The sequence below is a fragment of the Microbacterium hatanonis genome (assembly GCF_008017415.1).
GTDB classification, from domain to species: domain Bacteria; phylum Actinomycetota; class Actinomycetes; order Actinomycetales; family Microbacteriaceae; genus Microbacterium; species Microbacterium hatanonis.
On the sequence record NZ_VRSV01000001.1, the window covers coordinates 1,353,651 to 1,372,017 of the forward strand.

Sequence of the window (18,367 nt, forward strand, 5' to 3'; positions counted from 1 at the left end):
TAGCAACGCGTACCCGTGCGTGCCCTATGCGCAGCAACAGCGACAGGGTTGGGCACGCTGAAGCGACTCGCAGAACCCCGGTTACTACTGGAACCCCCGCGAAAGCGGCCAGTTAGTCACCGGGGTTTTGTGGTTTCTGGGGCAGGCTCCCGATCCCCCGTGCAGGTACGGGTTGATACCGGATAGTTGGCCAAGGATCAGCCCTAGGTCTTTCCAAGCTCGACGGGCTCGGCCTCAAGTCAACTCTGACTTGACTGGCGGCGCATAACGCACATCCCGATCACCCCGCTTTCCCGGGCCTCCCCCTTCTAGTGCATCGCGAACGACCTCAGACGGCGTTGGGAATGGCTCGCGCAACTCCGAGCGGCGCCGCGTACAAGATCGATATGAGCATCCACAACCCCAATCTGGACACTTCGACACCACTCCGCCCGGACTCGGGAGCACCGCGCATAGGCGGGTCATGACCACGAACCGATTGATACTCCCGCTGCAGCTGACCCCTCGAGAGCTAGCGGAATATCTCAGCATTCCGCGGACTCGGGGGCTGGCGCACGACGAAGAAGGGGGCCGCCGTTCAACCGAATCGGCGAGCACGTAATGTACCCCGCTGGCAAGCTCGAGGTATGGCTGAGTCAGCGAGTGTCCGCTTAGACCGCTCTACTCTCTGGAAGATGTAGTTCATGCGACAGCTTGCTCGCCCGGCGTCCAGCGTCTTGTCCACGCGTCTGTGTCGGCGCGGGACGCATAGAGTCATTGAGTCAAACCTCACCTGATTCGGCCCTGAGGGAAGCGGCGGTGATTCTCGCGACCAGCAATCGATATGGTGATTCCGACGCTCGCGAGGCGCTGAGGACAACTAGTTCGAGCGGTTTGCGCAAGAGCGCCTGCGCGACTCGAACCCCTGACCCCCCTGCACTGCTTGGCCCCTCCCTGGATGTCCCCCCCGCTTCCCTGGATGTTCTCGTGACCGATCATGGGCACGCCCCCGCACTCATCTCGGCGACTTCTCCCGGAACACGTCAGGAGTGTGCCGAGGAGTTTCACGGCGGTGCAGCATGGAGCGTTTATGCAGAGCGACGCGGGAGTTGGTCAGCGGAGCGGGGTGATTCCCTGAGTCCCGCGGGGGAAGGTTGCGAGCACCGAAGGGTCGATGTTGAGGTGCGCGGACACCAGCTGCGGCGGAACGTGCGACAGCCAGTTCGCGAGAGAGATTTCTTCGTACGTGGGGGCTCGGAACACCTCGAGAAACTGCAGCACGTCATCGCCGGTGTTCTCGATGTAGTGGCCATAGTTCTTCTTCACGACCCCCACATCGCCCGGTCGGAAGTCTGTGGTGTTCGCGTGCGGACCCGTGTTGAAGACGGTCATGCGCGCTGAACCGCGAAGGTAGTACTGCCACTCGTCTGCGTTCGGGTGCCAGTGGAGCTCCCGCATCGATCCCGGTTCGACTGTGACCAACGCGGCGGCAACGGTGTTCGAGAGGGGAAAGGTGGTGCTGTCGGCGATCTGGATGCTGCCGCCGCTGTTCTGGTGGCGTGGCTGCGATCGGGACAGACGGAAGATGACCGGTTCAGATGCCCCCCAACTCACGCCCGCAGCGTCCTGATCGGCCGCAAGATCACCGGGCTCCTCGCCGGGGAAGATCCAGAGATTGTGCAGCGGGATGTCGGTGAACACCTCCTGCGCAACACCGAAGTTCTTCGCCAGCACCTCGGGCGGCGTGTGGGCGAACCAGTCCGTCAGCAGCAGGGTGTTGCTTTCGGATTGATTGCCGTCATCGAAGGCGAGGACGAACTCCGCGCCTTCCGGGCCCAGGCCCTGCAACGAGTGCGGGGTACCTGCGGGGAAGAACCAGAGGTCTCCCTCCTCGACGTCCTCGACGCTCGGGAGCCCGGCGCGGCTGAGGGTCGTGACTCGGCACTTGCCGCGGGTCATCACCGCCCATTCTGCTGTCTGGTGCCAGTGAAGCTCGCGAATGCCGCCGGGCTCGAGGTGCATGTTGACGCCAGCGATCTCCTCCTGGATGGCGAAGTCCTGCTTCGTGAGTTCCCGAGCCCACCCGCCCTTCTGGACGCGGCGGGGTGAGATGTTGAAAGAGGACCAGAAGAACGCCTGCGTGCTGATGTCCGTCGCGGGCGCGTCGATCTGGTTGGGGAACTGGCTTTCGATGACGGCGTTCTGCGGGCCGGTCATCGCCGTGGTCTGCAGGTTGCCGAGGGTGTTGATTTCGCCTTCAGCCGGGAGGTCGGGGTTCCCGAAAGTGGGCGTCTCGTGATTCGCCGCCGTGCCGTCGCTGGTTTCCATTGCGTGCTCCTCGATCCGTCGATAGTTACATCGCAAGAATCCATCGCCCATCGCCGGTGCCCTTCCTTCAGTTGTCGAGAATGTCTCGACAACTGTCGTGGAAGCCGTAGCGCGGCGACGGGTGTGATGGTCGCGTTGGCTTTCTACGAAGCGGAGGACCCCGAATGACCTCGACAGCGGTGACAGAACGCGCGCGATATCCGCTTCTGGAACGCCCATCGGCCGCTATCGCTTTAGCCTTCGTTGCCGGACTGTTGAACGCGTGGACCTTCGGAAATACGCAGACCTTCGCGACGGTTCAATCCGGCAACATCGTCTCGATCGGCTACTTCCTCGTCGCCGGCGATATGGGGCGTGTCGGCGTTGCCGCGGTGTCGGTTCTGGCCTTCTTCCTCGGCGCGTGCGCGTGCAGCATCCTGATCTTGTGGTTAGCGCGTCATCGCCGCGCATACTCGATGGTCGTTCTTGCCGTGGAGACGTTCCTGCTCTTGGTGTTGGCCGGTGTCTCGATGATGGGTGCGGTGGACCCGTGGTGGGTCGCGTGGAGCATCAGCTTTCTCGCTGGGGTCCAGGGCAACGCCTTTCATCGGGAAACGGGAATGCTGTACGGCAACGTCGCCGTGACGCTCGTGGTGCAGATGGCGGGAAGTCTCCTCGGTCGGGCACTCGGGGTGAGGATTGCGTCGGACGGCCAGCCGCATCTGCGTCCGGCGGGTGGGTTCCTGCTCATCCTGGGGGGATTCGCTGCCGGCGGGGCAGTGGGCTGCGCTATCGATCTCGTCTGGAGGGGCGGCCCCCTTCTGGCGGCCGGCCTGCTGCTGGCGGTCTTGGCCGTCATGGCAGCCACGCATCGCGGCCCGGTTGACCCGGCCCAGAATGCGCCGACGCCGTGAGGAATCGACGACCGCTCAGGCTAGGAAGTCGCGGCGACTCCTCCCATCGTCACCGCGCGGAGCGAGCCGTGAACCCGGAGCATCGCCGCTTCAGTCACGAAGATTATTTGCTGTCGCGTTGAGGCCCGGGCCTTCTACGGGGCGGCGGTGGCTCGGGGAAGTAATGCTGCTCGCGAGGTTCGCTCTCGGTGTGCGCACGAGCGGCCGTCTGGATCTCACGATCACGACCGGTCAGCCTTTGGGTCTGCTGCCGCCGGTATTCGCTCCACGAGGGGACCATGAACGACTCCAGCAGCGAATCCTCCTCCTCGCCGCTGCGAAGAAGCGTCCAGCGGTACCCGCCGGTGCGGCGCCGGGAACCCTCGACCAGTCGCATGGATTCGCGGAATGAATCGATGTTCTCGGGGTGAACGGCGTAGGTGATCTGCACAAGCACGGGGCCGTCGGTCGGCTGGGGATCGAGAACAAGGGTGGGCGTGGGCCACGACGTCGAGACAGTACGGTCGACGGTGCTGGTGCCCGGCAGAAGCGGCAACCACGCCACACTGGCGGCGACGACGACAAGCATCGCCGCGGCCACCGCTAATGATGTCGCCGTGCCGACGGTCCCCGCCAGGGCGCCCCAGCCGAACGACCCGATTGCCATCGCGCCCATGAAGATGAGGATGTAGATGGATGCTCCGCGCGATCGTACCCATTGCGGGAGGGTCAACTGAAGCGCGGCATTCAGCACGGTGAGCGTCCCGATCCAGGCAACGCCAGCGAGAACGAGCAGCAGCAGCATCGGCAGGAACGACAAGAACGCTGCCGCGACAGTGCCGACCGCGAACAGCAGAGCACTCACGGCGATGACCACGTTGTCGGAGAACTTTTTCCGGGCGATGGGCAGAGCGAAAATGCCGAGTACGGCGCCGGCGCCGAGGGCACCGAGGAGGAAGCCGTAACCACTTGACGTAAGGCCCAGTCGTGTGGCGGTAACGGGAACCAGCGCCCACAGTGCGCTGGCGGGAAGAGCGAACAAGGCCGACCTCAGAAGGATGCGGCGCACCAGGCGGGCCGATGCTACATACCGAACGCCCGCTCGAAGCGCGGCGGTGAACGGCTCTCGGTCGTCGAGCCCCACCTGCGGCGGACGTCGCCACCACCAGAGTGCAGCGACCGCTGCGACGAAGCTCAGCGCGTTGATACCGAAGACCACGGGGGCGCCGAACAGGGACAGCAACACTCCGGCGAGAGCGGGACCGACTGCGCGGGCGCCGTTCACCGTCACTCCACCGAGCGCCGAGGACGCACCGATGAGCGAGCGGGGAACGAGTTCAGGTTGGATCGCCTGCCACGCCGGTGACGTCAGTGTCGAGGTGATTCCGAGCAGGAACGTGAAGCCGAGGATGGTCCACGGTGTGAGTGCATTGAAGAAGGCGATGAGTGTCAGCACCGCGGCGATCACGGCGCTTGCCATCGATCCCCAGATCAGTAGCTTTCGGCGGTCGAGGGAATCGGCAAGAACTCCGGCGGGGAGGGAGAACAGCACGGCCGGGGCAAGGCTCGCTGTCTGGACGAGGGCGATGATGGTCGCTCCCGCTCCCGCGTCGACGAGGAACCACTGCGCACCGACGGTCTGCATCCAGGTGCCGATGTTGCTCCCCAACTGCGCGAACCACAGCACCCGAAACGCCGGGATTGCCAGCGGAGCCCAGGCGGAGGGGGCGCCGGGCTTCGTCACATCGGATGTGGAAGTCATCGGTCGGCGTCCGCCCTCAGAGATGGCTCTTCTCGAACGGCGAAGAGGTTGCCGAACGGGTCCAGAAGTTGACAGAGTCGCTCACCGGTGAAGACCGTTTTCGGCCCGCGGTGGGCTTTCGCGCCATGGGCAGTCCACTCCGCGACAACCGCGTCGACGTCGAGCACCGTCCAATACGGGACCGTCCCGGACGGGCCGGGCGAGTTCAACTCATCCATGGCGTGCAACGTCAGACGCGAACGGCCCAGCTCAAACGCAACCAACGCTCCCCCTCGAACGACAGGCTGGCAATTCAGCCGCGCTGCGTACCACTCAACCGCGGCGTCCAGATCCGCAACGAAATAGAAGACATTGCCCACCGAATCGAACGAAGCCATGCTCACGTGGCATCCATTGCGAGGACGGAACCGAGGAACGCAAGAGTCGGTCCGATGGCGACCGGGGTGTAGCCGTCTCGACCGGTCTGCTGTGTCTTCCGACGTGGCGGCATCCGCCGGGCGGAAACGTCCAGGAGCAGCGGGACGGACGGGGCAGATCCGTACTGCACGTCGAGGGTGACGAGTGAGTCCGCTGACATATCCGGGGCAGTCCTTCCGTAGTACACATCAGGCCTGGTGGCTTCGATGCAGATGGTACAAGGTGCAATCGCCCACTGGAGCGTGCAGGACGATGTTCCGACTTTCGTCCGAAGCTTTCGCTTTCGCTCGTCGCGGGTATCCAGATGTCACCGCCATTTAATGGTCATGCGCGGTGAGCGGGTCATGGCTGTGCCTTGCGATCGTCTCGCCACGTTGCTCCCGCCACTCGCGCTGTTCGGCAGAGTCGGCGGAGGCGTCTACGAACCGCCGGGCCCGCGTCAGTCCGGATGTCGTCCGGTGGTACCCGCCGAAGTGCACCACCGGGCTCCACCCCGTTGACGGGGACTCCAGAGGATCGGCCTGGCCCTCGTAGGCGTCCGAGGCGAACACGACGCGGCCGCCGACTACCGTGAGCTCGGCTTCGATGTGGGGTATCTCGTCGTCGGCGACGGAAAAGTAGTCGGCGGAGAGGATCACGAGGTCGGCGTACTTGCCGACCTCGATACTGCCCTTGGCGTGCGACTCGCCGCTGAGCTCGGCGCCGGCGATGGTGTACATCTCCAGCGCTGTTCAGCGGTCGACGAGGTTCCCAGGAGCTGAGCGCTTCACCCCGGCGATGTCGCTGCCAGTGGTGAGCCAGTGCAAAGCCAGCCACGGGTTGTACGAGGACACTCGGGTCGCGTCCGTCCCGGCGCCCACCGTGAGGCCGGCCGCGAGCAACTTGGTCACCGGCGGTGCCCACTCGGTCGCGAGAGCCCCATACCTGTTCTCGAATGCCGCCCCTTGGAAATACAGACGGTTCTGCACCGACACGCTGCCGCCGAGTGACGTGAGTCTTTCGATGCTTCGGTCGCTGATGGTTTCGGCGTGGTCGAACAACCACGGAACCCCGAGGGAGCCGCCAGAATCGCGGGCGATCCTCTCGAACACGTCGAGATCCTGAACGATGGTTTCGTCGTATGTCGCGTGGATGCGAAAGCCCCAGCCGTTCTCGACCAGCAGGCGGGCCGACGCCTCGAGGTCGGCGGCCGCACTCTCGCGCAATTGGGGTCGGGGCTCGGCGAAGTTCTCGAAATCGGCGGCGCTCCACACGAGGTTCTCGCCGGCGCCATTGGCGCGCAGCCACTGGTCGCCGTCGCCGGGTTTCACCATCGATATCCACCGTCGAAGGTCGTCCAACTCTTGCCCCGCCGTCTGGGGGAAGAGGTGATAGGCGATGCGGACGGTCAGCTCGCCGCGAGCGGCGAGCTGCATCACCGTGCCATAGTCCTCGGGGAAGTCCTGGAACCCACCAGCGGCATCGATGGCGCTAGTCAGGCCGAACCGGTTGAGCTCGCGGAAGAAATGGCGACTGGACTCGAGCTTCTGATCATCTCCCAGGACCGGACCCTTCGCCAGCGTCGAGTAAAGAACAGACGCGGTGGGGGCCGCCAGGAGCAGTCCCGTCGGCTCACCGACTCGATCGCGCACGATCTCACCGCCAGGAGGGTTGGGGGTGTCACGGGTGTACCCGATCGCGGCAACCGCTGCCTGGTTCATCAATGCGGACTGATAAAGGTGCATGACAAATACAGGGGTGTCCGGTGCGGCATCGTTTAATTCCCGCAGCGTCGGAAGACGCTTCTCTACGAACTGTGCGGCGCTCCAACCGCCGACGACCCGAACCCACTGACCAGCGGGCGTTCGGGCGGCCTGCTCACGCACCATGTGCAATGCGAGCCGCAAGCTGGGTACACCGTCCCAGCGAAGCTCCATCAGGTAGTTGTTGCCGCCTCGGATGACGTGTGTGTGAGAGTCGTTCAACCCCGGGATCACACGCCTGTTGAGAGCGTCGACGACGCGAGTGTCCGTGCCGAGATGTGGCGCCACGTCCGCGTCGGTTCCCACGGCGACGAAGACCCCGTCGGTGACCGCCACGGCGGTTGCCGACAGCCGGCTTCGGTCGCCGGTGAAGATCTTCGCATTGCGCACGATCAGGTCGGCTCCGCGTCCCGCGTCGGCTTGCGGACGCATCCCACCAACGGGCATCGATTCTGTCACCATCTCGATCACCTCGATCTTTCGCGCCGTGATCGGCACCTCCATCGCACGCTAGGAGATGCAGACGCCGCGGTGGCTAGACATTTGTAGAGGGGGCAGAGGTGGGAGCGCTCGTACGCTTTCTCCCCACGGTAACCGCTCAGGTCGAGAGGGGCACGAATGTCGAACGCGTCACCGAATCCACGGAAAGCCGCTGTGCGCCCGCCCCCATCGCAGAACCTCGCCTTGATCGTCGTGTGCGCGGCACAATTCGTGCTCCAGCTCGACTTCAGCGTGGTGAATGTCGCGTTGCCGTCGATCAAGGGCGGGCTGGGGTTCTCTGACAGCGATCTGCAGTGGATAGTCACGGGCTACGCGCTGACCTTCGGCGCGCTCCTGCTGTTTGGCGGCCGGGCAGGTGACCTCTTCGGCCAGCGGAAGATGCTTCTCCTCGGCCTGATCGTGTTCGGGGTCGGCTCCGTCGGCGGCGGGCTGGCTCCCACACCTGAAACGCTTATCGCGGCGCGCTTCGTTCAGGGGGCAGCAGGCGCCCTGGTCTCACCGGCCGCGCTGTCATCACTGACGCTCTTGTTCCCCGACGGTCCAGGACGGATTCGAGCGCTGGGCATCTGGCAGGGGGCGACCGCTGCCGGCGGAACCGCCGGAATCGTTCTGGGAGGGCTGCTGGTCGAAGTGCTCGGGTGGAGAAGCGTCTTCATCATCAACGTCCCGATCGTGATCACGCTCGTCGTTCTGGTACCTCGGGTGATACCGCGACCGGCGCCCCGACAGAGCGTCTCCCTGCACGTCGGTCCGTCGTTGTTGGTCACCGTGGGCATTGCACTTGTGATCTACGCGCTGAGCAGTTTGGAACAGTACGGGCCGGTGAGTGTCAACACCCTGGCTCCTTTCATCACCGGCCTCGTCCTAGTCGCCGGTTTCATCGCGATTCAGGTGCGCTCCCGGGACCCGCTCATCGCGCGCGCGTTGCTTCGCTCACGGCAACGGCGCGGCGCGTTGGGCGTCATGCTCATCACCGGCGCCGTCCTCGCCGCCTATGTCTACTTCGTTTCGCTCTATCTGCAGACCGTGCTCGGGCTGAGCCCGTTGCTCACCGGGCTCAGCCTGCTGCCCGCAACACTCACGATCGTCGTGCTCTCGTCATTCATCGCCCGCCGGGTCATCGCGAGGACCGGCCTGAAGTCCTCGGCGCTTATCGGCGCGCTACTGGTCGCCGGCGGCCAGTCGTGGTTTGTGTCGCTCTCGACCGCGGGCAGCTACCTCCTCAACGTTCTCCCGGCCCTCCTCTTGACAGCTGCCGGCATCGGACTGCTGCTGCCCGCGGTGTCCATCGCCGCCACTGCGGACGTCGCGTCGAACGTCCAGGGCGCTGCGGCCAGCCTTCTGACGACGAGTCAGCAGGTCGGCGCGGCTCTAGGGGTCGCAGCCCTGGCCACCATCGCCGCGTCCCGGACCTCCGCCGGCGCGAGCGCATCCGGGGGATACTCCACCGCCTTCCTGGTCTCCGCCATAGCGACGGTCATCGTGGTCGTCATCGTGGCAGCGACCTTCACGAAGCCGGAACCGGCATCTTCAACCCCAGCTGCACATCCCTAGGAGGAAAACATGAAAGACGCAGACCACCAACCCGCTCCCCTCCGATTCTCGACCGACATCAAACCGCTCTTTCGTGAGCTCGACCGCAACAGCATGGTGAAGGTTTTCGACCTGTGGAACTACTCCGACGTCGCGGAACATCAAGACGCGATTGTCCACTCGCTCGAAAGCGGTGCCATGCCCTGCGACGGCACATGGCCTGCCGCCCAAGTAGCCAAGATCAAGCGCTGGATCGCGGAGGGATCTCAGCCCTGACTCAGCCGCCCTGAATCTCTCCGCGAGTCGCCCGCCGATCGACATGGGGACGGCAATCGATCATCCATTGACTGCGGGAGGAGATCGGGTGCTCGCGCAAAGACGGGCGAATACCGCCTTTGCGAGACGGCGGGGATCTGCGATCCTCAACGTTGGGACATCCGCTGAGCACATTCCCAAAAGGCGTCCGTGGCTTCACGTCCCCAGCTAGAGAGACGAACGCCCGTGGCGCAGCATCCGTTCGGAGAGCTCCTGCGACGCCGTCGCCATTACGCCGACCTCACTCTCGAGCATCTCGCGGAGTTGGCGGGGGTGAGCACGAGGACTGTGAGCGATATCGAACGAGGTGTCAGCGTTGGCCCACAGCGCCGGACGGTCATCGCTCTGGCTAATGCTCTCGAACTCGCGGATCACGACCGCGCGGAGTTCCTCGGCGCAGCTCGACTTGGGCGGCTGAGAACTGCGACGAACGTCTCACTGTCTTCTATCCAACCTTTTCGGCTGCCAGATTTCACCGGGCGCGAGGCCGAGATGACGGCTTTGGTTTCTCTGCTGTCTTCGCGCACCGGTGAGGCAGCGAGCTCGGTGTTGGTGACCGGTATGGCGGGCGTCGGGAAAACGACTGTGGCGCTCGAGGCGGTTCACCGAGCAACCGCTGGCACGTCCGACGTCCTCTTCGTCAACCTTCACAGCCCAGACACGCTTCCCCTCTTTCCGCTCCAGGTGCTTCAATCGCTGCTACGCCAGAAGGGGCCCCAAGAAGAGCACGCCACGATGGAAGGAGCTTTCGCGGCATGGCGTCGCGTCAGCGCCATCGAACCCCTCGCCGTGGTCCTCGACAATGTGACCGACGAGGACCAGGTCCGACCGGTGCTCGCCACGGCGCGCCCGGTGGTGGTCGCCCTCACGTCACGCCGATCGCTTGGGGGCCTCGAAGGTTGCCAGCGAGTCGTGCTCGCGACACTCCCTCGGGCAGACAGCATCGCGTTCTTGGCCCGAATCATTCCGGAAGGTCAGCGAGCACGCGGTGATCTCGCAGAGCTGGCTGAGTTGTGCTCCGATCTTCCGCTGGCGCTGCGTATTGCGGGAAACCGAATTTCATCTCGTCCTACGTGGACCGTCGAGGACTTCGTGCAACGGCTGCGCGCGCACTCCTCGCGGCTTCGGCATCTCGTGGCCGGAGATCTCCGCGTCGGCTCGACGTTCGCGCTCTCCTACGAGGCTCTCTCCCCCAGATCCCGGCAGGTATTCCGGAGCCTTCCACTGATCGTCGGCTCCTCTTTCCGGGCGGACATGGTCGCGTCCATTCATGGATATGACGTGGAGACGACCGATGGAATTCTCGGTGAGTTGGCCGACCTTGCCCTCTTGGAACCGTTGAGCGGCGACAGATACCGCATGCACGACTTGCTTCGCATTTTCGCCGAGGAGCGCCTCGGAGTTTCAGAAACGCCGCAGGAAATAGAACCGGGGCGTGCGCGACTACGAAGTTGGACACTTGAGAAGGCGCGCGAAATGGCACTCGTCGATGAAGAGATGGATGCCGCCCACGAGCCGGGGGATGTCACCCTCCCCTCGGCACGAGAGTGGCTGACAACAGAAGCAGACTCGTGGCTGGATGCTCTGAGGGTGGCTGCCGCTACCCCGACCGACTCCCTTGACTTGGTCCTGGGGACCGCCGAGGCGCTCGTCCAGTTCGCAGAGCGGTGGCTCAGTTTTCCGCATTGGCGAACCGTCGCGCGCATCGCAGTGACGGCAGCGGAGCAGTTCGGAGATGAAGCCCGTCTGGCAAAGCAACTGCAGATGTTGTCCGCTCTTGAGTTGGGCCTGCTGGATGCGAATCCGGATATCGCGCTCGAGATCGCACGCCGTGCCCGCGAGACAGCAGAAAGAGCGGGCGCCGGTGATGCAGCCACGTGGGCGCTCATCTCCATCGCCTGGAGTGAGACGCACCGCGGTGAGTCAGATGCAGCCCTGAGGGCTGCGAGGCACGCCCTCGAAGAAGCGCTAGAGGGCGGGTTGGTAGAGCCGCAGGTACAAAGTCGGTATTGGATTGCGATCGGGCTGCTGGACGACGATCCGGAAGGCGCGTTGCACCAGGCAGCCGAGATGCGTACAACCATCGACGACCACGAATCTGACTTGTCTCTGCGCCAGTGGAGCACGCTGAACAACCTCTCTACCGCCATCTCCGCGAAAGTGCTCATCCGCCTCGGGCGGTATTCGGAAGCCGTCGAGGTGGCGAATCGCATGATGGACGACGCGCCGTTCTTCCCGCACGAACCGGACTTCCTAGCTCGCGCGTACCGCCATCGTGGGTTTGCGCACCTCGGGCTCGGCGAACGCGAGAATGCTCGGAGCGATCTTCGCCGGGCGCTAGACCTAGTGCAAGAGCACGAGCGGCCCGACTGGTGGGCGGCAGAGATTCAGGATGCGCTGGATTCTCTCGACCGACCATGATTGCGGGGCTCTCCACGGCAGACGGGTGAACGAAACCGCCACCCGCAATGCCCGTGGGGGCAGAACACCGACGGCGACCACACGGTAATTACCAGCGAGCGGCTACCTCCGACAACGAAGTCGCACCAGCGTGACCGACACAGTGTCGACGGCGGAAGGAGTTCGGCCCGCAGGGCGTGCGCGTGAACACCGTGTCACCAGGCACTACGTACACGACCATCCACGCCGATGGCGGGCGCCCGAACGCTCCCGAGGAGCGCGCCCCCGGTATCCCGTTGCGCCGCGCTGCGCATCCCCACGAGGTCGCCGACGCCGCCGCCTACTTCTTCGGTTCGGGCGCCGCATCCACCTCCGGCGCCGATCTCCGAGTCACTGGAGGCAACTGAGCCTGCACGGCTCGGACTCCGCAACGCACGCCGCCGAGCGAGACCACCCGTGCAACACGCTCACGGTGTGCAGATCGCTGCGTGCCGAGCCTAGGAGGCCGCGCCGTCCCGGTGTTCATGCTCAACCGAGCAGTACGGGTGGAGCCCTCGCCAGATCGCAAGGTGCGACGGGAGCGCAGTTCCACACTCCTCGCAGGCAACGGTGGAGCGTCCGTACAGCGCCCGATCGACGGCCGCGCGGATGGCGTGATGCAGTGGCAAATGTTCCCCCCGGAGGTGGCCCGCTCCGCTCAGGGGTGCCTTCCATCGCGGAGCGGGCCGACCACGAGACTACGGCCGCTTGTCCCCCATTCGGGGGACAAGCGGAGCCGACTAGGGAATTACTAGGGCCTCGTCGACGCGTCCCCTAGGGGCTTCTTCGGGACGGTCTGCCTGCATGGTGACTTACTGCCGGCGTGCGCGGCGATCTTCCACCCTCGGCCGGCCCTGTTCCGGGAACGCTCGCTAGATGACGTCGAGCCCGTCCCACTCGTCGTTCTCCCACTCCTGGTTTCGGTCGCGACTGCGAACCGCGACGACGGGAGCCGAGCCCCCGCCATGCTGAAGCAGCTCTACGCTGGACGCCATCGAGGCGACGAGTTCGGGATCGAGGATCTCCGGATGCGCCGAACTCTCCGTTCCGGCGACGACCTGGCTCGAGGGGCCGATGAGGATGATGGATTGGCCGGGGATCCCGTCGTCGGACAGGGTCGGAATCTCTACGGTGGCCGCCTGACCGACGGATGCGAGCACCTGCGCGTATTCCAGGAGAGCACGCGCGATATCCGAGCCGGTGAGGAACGAGTCGCCCGCGTAGTGGATCCTGTGCATCTTCCACATGTACTCCCCCGCCGCCCGAATACCCGCCCCCTTTCCATCGGACGCCACGTGCGTTAGGGCCCCATCGGCAGGCGTGTTGTAATCTTCGGATACGTGCGCAGATCCCTGCGATCCCCGGCGTTCGTTGGAGAAGGAACCACATGGGACACCTCATCTACGGCATGGCCCCTGCCATCCGGATCGACGATCGGGGTCTCGAGCACCTGCGTGCCGTCATCCTCACCAAGCTCAGACGTAATGAGAGCTTCGGCTTCAACTGGGACAACGAGCCCGATGTGCACGGTGACGACGCGCTGGCCAAGCCCGGCCTCCACGGCACCGTGTGGATCTCGCAGAGCTCATCGCTGTATTTCAGCTTCGACGAGCGCAGCGATCTGCCCTTGAACCGCAAATGGCTGAGTCAACTCGCCGATCTCGCAAACGGAACGGGGGGTCTGCGTCTCATCCCCGAGCCCGCTCCGTGAGAGGGTCCTGACGCCGGGACGTGAGTGGTCACCGCACGCGTCAGATGACGCCTTGCGCGAGCATCGCGTGCGCAACGCGCTCGAAGCCGGCGGAATTCGCGCCGATCACGTAGTCGCCGGGGTGCCCGTACCGCTCGGCCGCGTCGAAGGCTGCGTCATGAACGTTCGCCATGATGGAACGGAGCCGACGCTCGCTGTCGTCGAAGCTCCACTTCTGGCGGGCCGCGTTCTGGCTCATCTCGAGTGCGGATGTGGCGACTCCGCCGGCGTTGGCTGCCTTGCCGGGGCCGAAGAGGACTCCGGCGCGCTGGAATGCGGCGACGGCCCCGGGAGTAGAGGGCATGTTCGCGCCCTCCGATACGGCGCGGACCCCGTTGGCGATGAGTGCGTGCGCGTCGTCGAGGTCGAGCTCGTTCTGCGTCGCGGCCGGGATGGCGATGTCGACAGGGACGTCCCACGGGCGGCGCCCCTCGACGAACCGAGCGGACGGACGTTGCGCCGCGTATTCGCGGATCCGTGCGCGCTGGACCTCCTTGACGTGCCGCAGCAGGTCGACGTCGATTCCGTCGTGGTCCACGACGTATCCCGACGAGTCCGATGCCGTGACAGGAGTCGCGCCCAGCTGCCAGGCCTTCTCGATCGCATAGATCGCGACGTTGCCCGAGCCGGAGACTCCGACCCTGAGCCCGTCGAGCGACGTGCTGTGGACGGCCAGCATCTGCTGAGCGAAGAAGACGGCGCCGTAACCCGTCGCCTCGGTGCGCACCTCCGCACCGCCCCATTGGACGCCCTTGCCCGTGAACATCCCCGACTCGTGACGGTTCGTGATCTTGCGGTACTGCCCGAAGAGGTAGCCGATCTCGCGTGCGCCCACGCCGATGTCCCCGGCCGGCACATCGGTGTGCTCGCCGAGATGGCGATAGAGCTCGTTCATGAAGGACTGGCAGAACCTCATGGCCTCCGCGTCGGAGCGTCCGTGCGGATCGAAGTCGCTGCCGCCTTTGGCCCCGCCGATGCCCTGCCCGGTGAGGGCGTTCTTGAAGATCTGCTCGAAACCGAGGAACTTGATGATCGACAGATTCACGGACGGGTGGAAGCGCAGGCCGCCCTTATAGGGGCCGAGAACCGATGAGAACTGCACGCGGTAGCCGCGGTTCACCTGCAGACGGCCGGCATCGTCGACCCACGGTACGCGGAAGAGGATCTGACGCTCCGGCTCGACCAGCCGTTCGAGGATGCCGCCGTCCACGAACTGCGGGTACCGGTCCAACACCGGGGCGATCGACTCGAGGACCTCATGGACGGCTTGGAGGAACTCCGGTTCGTGAGGGTTGCGTTTCTCGACGGTGGAGTACACATCGCGCACGGTGCCGGGCAGGGCGGACGGGGTCACGGTCATGGTGGAGCTTTCTGGCCGGATGGAGTGAGCCGCCGCGTTCGGGTGTGGTGCGGCTACCGGACTTCACCCTATCCAGACGTGCAGACCCCTCAGACAATATGACGCCGGCGGAGACCGCGCCTCGCTTCAGCGTTCGCGGGCTTCAGTTCTCGACGGCGTCTTCAGCGTCGTCCATCGCCGCGGCGCCCTCTTCGGGCGATTCCGAGCCGGCGCCGGTGGCGTCGTCGTCTTGCGACAGCGAGTCGGTGCTGTTCGGATTGCTCTTGTCTGTCATGGCGTCCTCCTGCGATCGTGGCCTTCGATCAGCCAACGCCGTCGAAGCGCGCGGAGCGAGGGGCTGGCGCAGATGCGGGATACGTGCGACGGCTCAGCCGTAGAAGAGACGCTCGAATACGCGCCGCGCGCGCCGTGAGGTGCCCATCCACTGCTCCTCGATCACGGAGGCGGAGCGCGGGGGGTATTCGAGAATGCGCCCGATGCCGTCGAGCTTCGCCCGGTCGGTGGGAAGGGCATCGCTGGTCTGGCCCGACAGCAGCGTATTCGCCGAGCGGAGACGGCTCGCGAGCAGCCACGTCTCTCGCAGGCGTTCAGCATCGGAATCCTCGATGAATCCCGCTTCTCTGGCGGCTTCGAGAGCGCGCAGGGTCGACGTTGTGCGCATTCCCCGGAGTTCGTGAGCGTGCTGCAGCTGCAGCACCTGCACGAGCCACTCGACGTCGCTGAGCGATCCCGGTCCGAGCTTGAGATGGCGTGATGGATCGGCGCCCTGCGGGAGTCGTTCGCTCTCGACACGGGCCTTGATGCGCTTGATCTCGCGCAGCCCGTTTGGATCGATCGCGTGCGGGTAGCGCACCCCGTCGACCATCTCGAAGAACGCGGTGAGCAGCTTCACACTTCCGGCGATCCCCCGGGCCCGCAGCAGCGCCTGGGCCTCCCACGAGAGCGACCAGCGGCGGTAGTACTCGGCGTAGGCCTCGAGGGAGCGGGCGATCGGTCCGTTACGTCCTTCGGGGCGGAGGTCGGCGTCGAGGTCGAGCGGCAGGCGGTGATCCTCCGAGTGCTGCCGGATGGCGGCGACGAGCTTCACAGAGAGGTCATGGGCGCGTTGGGCGGGAACGCCGTTCGCCCGGTAGACGTACATGACGTCGGCGTCGGAGCCGAAGCCGAGTTCGGAGCCGCCGAAGCGCCCCATCGCAATCACCGCGAAGTCGAGTGCCCCGTCTTCCGGCGGCACGACCTCCGGCCACACCGCACGGAGAGTCGCCTGAATCGAGACTTCGGTGATCGTCGTCAGCGCGCTGGCGAGCTCTTCGATCGTGACGACCCCGAGCACGCCCGCCATGGCTGTGCGCAGCATCTCGCGGCGTCGAAGAGCCCGCACCGACCGCATGGCGTCGTCGACACTGGCGTGCCGCGCCTGGATCGCGCGAGCCTCCTCCTGGAGCGAGATACCGCTGCGCGGGCGCAGGAGCTCCTCGTCGTCGAGCCATGCGGCGGACTCCGGGATCCACTCCATCAGCTCGCCGATGTACCGCGAGCCGGACAGCACGCGGGTGAGGCTCTCGGCCGCCGCCGAGGAGTCGCGCAGCATCCGAAGGAACCAGGGGGTGTTGCCGAGCCGCTCGCTGATGCGGCGGAAGGCCAGCAGGCCGTAGTCGGGGTCGACGCCGTCGGCGAACCATCGGATCATCACGGGCATCAGATGGCGCTGAATCGATGCTTTTCGACTCAGCCCCGTCGTGAGTGCCGCGATGTGCCGCAGCGCGCCTGCGGGGTCGCGGAAGCCGATCGCGCTCAGTCGATCGTGCGCCTGGGCCGTCGAGAGGGTGCGCTCCGATTCGGGGAGGGCCGCAACGGCAGAGAGCAGCGGTCGGTAGAAGAGCCGCACGTGGATGTCGCGTACCTCGCGCTTGGTGGCCTCCCAGAGGTCGAGCACCCCCTGGCCGGTCTCTGCGAGCTTCGACGAGCGCGCGAGAGCCCGCTGCTCATCGGGTTTGATCGGCATCAGATGGGTACGCCGCAGCGCTCGCAACTGCAGGCGGTGCTCGAGAAGCCGGAGCACGCGGTAGTCGCGCTCGAACGCGGTGGCGTCGGTGCGCCCGATGTATCCCTCCGCAACGAGTGCGTCGAGGGCGGCGAGCGTGCCGCGCTGACGGATCCGCTCATCGCTCAGGCCGTGGACGAGCTGGAGCAGCTGCACCGTGAACTCGATATCGCGGAGGCCGCCCGGGCCCAGTTTGATCTGGCGGGTCACCTCATCGGCGGGGATATGGTCGGTGACCCGCTCCCTCATCTTCTGCACGCCCTCGACGAAGTTCTCGCGCGCACCGCTGGTCCAGACCTTCGGCTGCACGGCCGCGACGTAGCGTTCGCCGAGATCCATGTCGCCGGCGACGGCGCGCGCTTTCAGCAGGGCTTGGAACTCCCAGCTCTTGGCCCAGCGGTCGTAGTAGGTGAGGTGCGAGTCGAGCGTGCGCACGAGAGCCCCCTGCTTCCCCTCGGGGCGCAGGTTCGGATCGACCTCCCAGAGGCCGGGTTCGATCTCGGCACCCGAGATCCCTCGCATGGTCTGCATCGCCAGACGCGTCGCGATGTCGATGGCACGAGATTCGCTCACGACGTCTTCGTCAGAGGTGCCGCCGACGAAGATGACGTCGACGTCGCTGACGTAGTTGAGCTCTTGGGCTCCAGCCTTCCCCATCGCGATGATCGCGAAGCAGGTCGCCGCGACCTGGGCTCGCGGGAACGCGGTCGTGCCCGCGGAGGGATCCGAGATGCGAGTGCGGGCAACGGCGAGCGAGGCCTCGAGAGCAGCACCGGCCGCATCCGCCAGGCGTGCAGAGACCGAGTCGACGACCTCCGTGGGGTCGTCCTGCACCAGGTCATAGGCAGCGATGCCGGCCAGGATGCTGCGATAGCGGACGCGCAGCGCGACCCACGCCGACTCTCCCCCGCTCTCCGCGAAGCCGTCTCGGGCCCCGACGGAGTCGAGCATGGCTGTTCGCATGGCCTCGTCTGCCGGCAGGCTCTCGCCCGCTCCTCGAAGGTGCACGAGCTCCTCCGGGTGGCGCAGATAGAACTCCCCGAAACCGAGCGACGCGCCCGCGAGGTTCCAGATCGCACGCCAGGCCGCCGCATCCGCCGCGGCCTGGCGCACGGCCTCGGCGTCGCGGCGTGCGATCCGCACGAGACCCGAGAGGGCCTCATCGGGGTCGGCCGAGCGCGACGCCGCTGCCGTCAGCTCTTCACGGTCGACGGATATGAGTCCGGCGAGCTCGTCGAGCAGCGCGTCGGCTTCGGTGAGGCGTGCGAATCCGCGGCGTGCGAGACCGGTGAGAGGGGAGGAACGATCACTCGACGTCATCGGCC

The 18,367-nt window shown here is 65.6% G+C and carries 12 protein-coding genes and 2 pseudogenes; 6 read left to right on the plus strand and 8 right to left on the minus strand.

What is annotated here, in order from left to right:
- Positions 1-1,092 precede the first annotated feature (1,092 nt).
- Positions 1,093-2,526 (minus strand): cupin domain-containing protein, encoded by a 1,434-nt coding sequence (locus tag FVP77_RS06500; protein WP_246133999.1) that lies wholly within the window; start codon positions 2,524-2,526, stop codon positions 1,093-1,095.
- On the opposite strand from FVP77_RS06500, the gene FVP77_RS06505 reads away from it, so the two are divergent.
- The gene (locus tag FVP77_RS06505) at positions 2,472-3,200 is read left to right on the plus strand and encodes a YoaK family protein (RefSeq protein ID WP_147893758.1); all 729 of its coding nucleotides are present in this window, start codon (positions 2,472-2,474) and stop codon (positions 3,198-3,200) included. The two genes, FVP77_RS06500 and FVP77_RS06505, sit on opposite strands and share 55 nt — an antisense overlap.
- A gap of 103 nt (positions 3,201-3,303) precedes the next feature.
- Here the strand turns inward: FVP77_RS06505 and FVP77_RS06510 are convergent, their stop codons facing one another.
- The 3 genes and pseudogenes from FVP77_RS06510 to FVP77_RS06520 all read right to left on the minus strand — a co-directional run bounded on the left by FVP77_RS06510 (position 3,304) and on the right by FVP77_RS06520 (position 7,604).
- A complete protein-coding gene (locus tag FVP77_RS06510; RefSeq protein WP_147893759.1) occupies positions 3,304-4,941 on the minus strand; it encodes an MFS transporter in 1,638 nt (545 codons plus the stop codon).
- On the minus strand, positions 4,938-5,318 hold the full coding sequence (locus FVP77_RS06515) for a VOC family protein (protein WP_147893760.1): 381 nt from the start codon (positions 5,316-5,318) through the stop codon (positions 4,938-4,940). The genes FVP77_RS06510 and FVP77_RS06515 overlap by 4 nt, the downstream gene beginning before the upstream one ends.
- 357 nt (positions 5,319-5,675) lie before the next feature.
- A pseudogene (locus FVP77_RS06520) lies at positions 5,676-7,604 on the minus strand (amidohydrolase).
- Positions 7,605-7,718: 114 nt separating this feature from the next.
- Here FVP77_RS06520 and FVP77_RS06525 point away from each other — a divergent pair.
- The 4 genes and pseudogenes from FVP77_RS06525 to FVP77_RS06540 form a co-directional block, all read left to right on the plus strand.
- Positions 7,719-9,155, plus strand: a complete 1,437-nt coding sequence (locus tag FVP77_RS06525; protein ID WP_147893761.1) for an MFS transporter — start codon at positions 7,719-7,721, stop codon at positions 9,153-9,155.
- 9 nt (positions 9,156-9,164) lie between these two features.
- The gene (locus FVP77_RS06530) at positions 9,165-9,410 is read left to right on the plus strand and encodes a hypothetical protein (RefSeq protein ID WP_147893762.1); all 246 of its coding nucleotides are present in this window, start codon (positions 9,165-9,167) and stop codon (positions 9,408-9,410) included.
- A 225-nt stretch (positions 9,411-9,635) separates the two neighbouring features.
- Positions 9,636-11,870, plus strand: coding sequence for a helix-turn-helix domain-containing protein (locus FVP77_RS06535; RefSeq protein WP_187266837.1), 2,235 nt, complete (start codon positions 9,636-9,638; stop codon positions 11,868-11,870).
- 170 nt (positions 11,871-12,040) lie between these two features.
- Positions 12,041-12,256 (plus strand): annotated as a pseudogene (locus FVP77_RS06540) (SDR family oxidoreductase); the annotation flags it as partial.
- 504 nt (positions 12,257-12,760) lie between these two features.
- Here FVP77_RS06540 and FVP77_RS06545 read toward each other — a convergent pair.
- Positions 12,761-13,126 carry a hypothetical protein gene (locus FVP77_RS06545; RefSeq protein WP_147893765.1) on the minus strand — a complete coding sequence of 122 codons (366 nt, stop codon included), beginning with the start codon at positions 13,124-13,126 and terminating at the stop codon, positions 12,761-12,763.
- 149 nt (positions 13,127-13,275) lie between these two features.
- Here FVP77_RS06545 and FVP77_RS06550 point away from each other — a divergent pair, with 149 nt between their 5' ends.
- Positions 13,276-13,599, plus strand: a complete 324-nt coding sequence (locus FVP77_RS06550; protein ID WP_147893766.1) for a DUF7882 family protein — start codon at positions 13,276-13,278, stop codon at positions 13,597-13,599.
- A 40-nt stretch (positions 13,600-13,639) separates the two neighbouring features.
- Here the strand turns inward: FVP77_RS06550 and gdhA are convergent, their stop codons facing one another.
- The 3 genes from gdhA to FVP77_RS06560 all read right to left on the minus strand — a co-directional run bounded on the left by gdhA (position 13,640) and on the right by FVP77_RS06560 (position 18,362).
- Positions 13,640-14,998, minus strand: a complete 1,359-nt coding sequence (gene gdhA / locus FVP77_RS06555) for an NADP-specific glutamate dehydrogenase (RefSeq protein WP_147893767.1) — start codon at positions 14,996-14,998, stop codon at positions 13,640-13,642.
- 142 nt (positions 14,999-15,140) lie between these two features.
- A complete protein-coding gene (locus tag FVP77_RS17150) occupies positions 15,141-15,272 on the minus strand; it encodes a hypothetical protein (RefSeq protein WP_276308329.1) in 132 nt (43 codons plus the stop codon).
- 93 nt (positions 15,273-15,365) lie between these two features.
- Positions 15,366-18,362 carry a bifunctional [glutamine synthetase] adenylyltransferase/[glutamine synthetase]-adenylyl-L-tyrosine phosphorylase gene (locus FVP77_RS06560; protein WP_147893768.1) on the minus strand — a complete coding sequence of 999 codons (2,997 nt, stop codon included), beginning with the start codon at positions 18,360-18,362 and terminating at the stop codon, positions 15,366-15,368.
- Positions 18,363-18,367 lie beyond the last annotated feature (5 nt).

Excerpts from the sequence above, each read along its gene's own strand:
- FVP77_RS06550 (WP_147893766.1), top strand. The coding sequence starts at position 13,276 with ATGGGACACCTCATCTACGGCATGGCCCCTGCCATCCGGATCGACGAT.
- FVP77_RS06560 (WP_147893768.1), bottom strand. The coding sequence starts at position 18,362 with ATGACGTCGAGTGATCGTTCCTCCCCTCTCACCGGTCTCGCACGCCGC.
- FVP77_RS06525 (WP_147893761.1), top strand. The coding sequence starts at position 7,719 with ATGTCGAACGCGTCACCGAATCCACGGAAAGCCGCTGTGCGCCCGCCC.
- gdhA (WP_147893767.1), bottom strand. The coding sequence starts at position 14,998 with ATGACCGTGACCCCGTCCGCCCTGCCCGGCACCGTGCGCGATGTGTAC.
- FVP77_RS06515 (WP_147893760.1), bottom strand. The coding sequence starts at position 5,318 with ATGGCTTCGTTCGATTCGGTGGGCAATGTCTTCTATTTCGTTGCGGAT.
- FVP77_RS06505 (WP_147893758.1), top strand. The coding sequence starts at position 2,472 with ATGACCTCGACAGCGGTGACAGAACGCGCGCGATATCCGCTTCTGGAA.
- FVP77_RS06545 (WP_147893765.1), bottom strand. The coding sequence starts at position 13,126 with ATGCACAGGATCCACTACGCGGGCGACTCGTTCCTCACCGGCTCGGAT.
- FVP77_RS06510 (WP_147893759.1), bottom strand. The coding sequence starts at position 4,941 with ATGACTTCCACATCCGATGTGACGAAGCCCGGCGCCCCCTCCGCCTGG.
- FVP77_RS17150 (WP_276308329.1), bottom strand. The coding sequence starts at position 15,272 with ATGACAGACAAGAGCAATCCGAACAGCACCGACTCGCTGTCGCAAGAC.
- FVP77_RS06500 (WP_246133999.1), bottom strand. The coding sequence starts at position 2,526 with ATGGGCGTTCCAGAAGCGGATATCGCGCGCGTTCTGTCACCGCTGTCG.
- FVP77_RS06530 (WP_147893762.1), top strand. The coding sequence starts at position 9,165 with ATGAAAGACGCAGACCACCAACCCGCTCCCCTCCGATTCTCGACCGAC.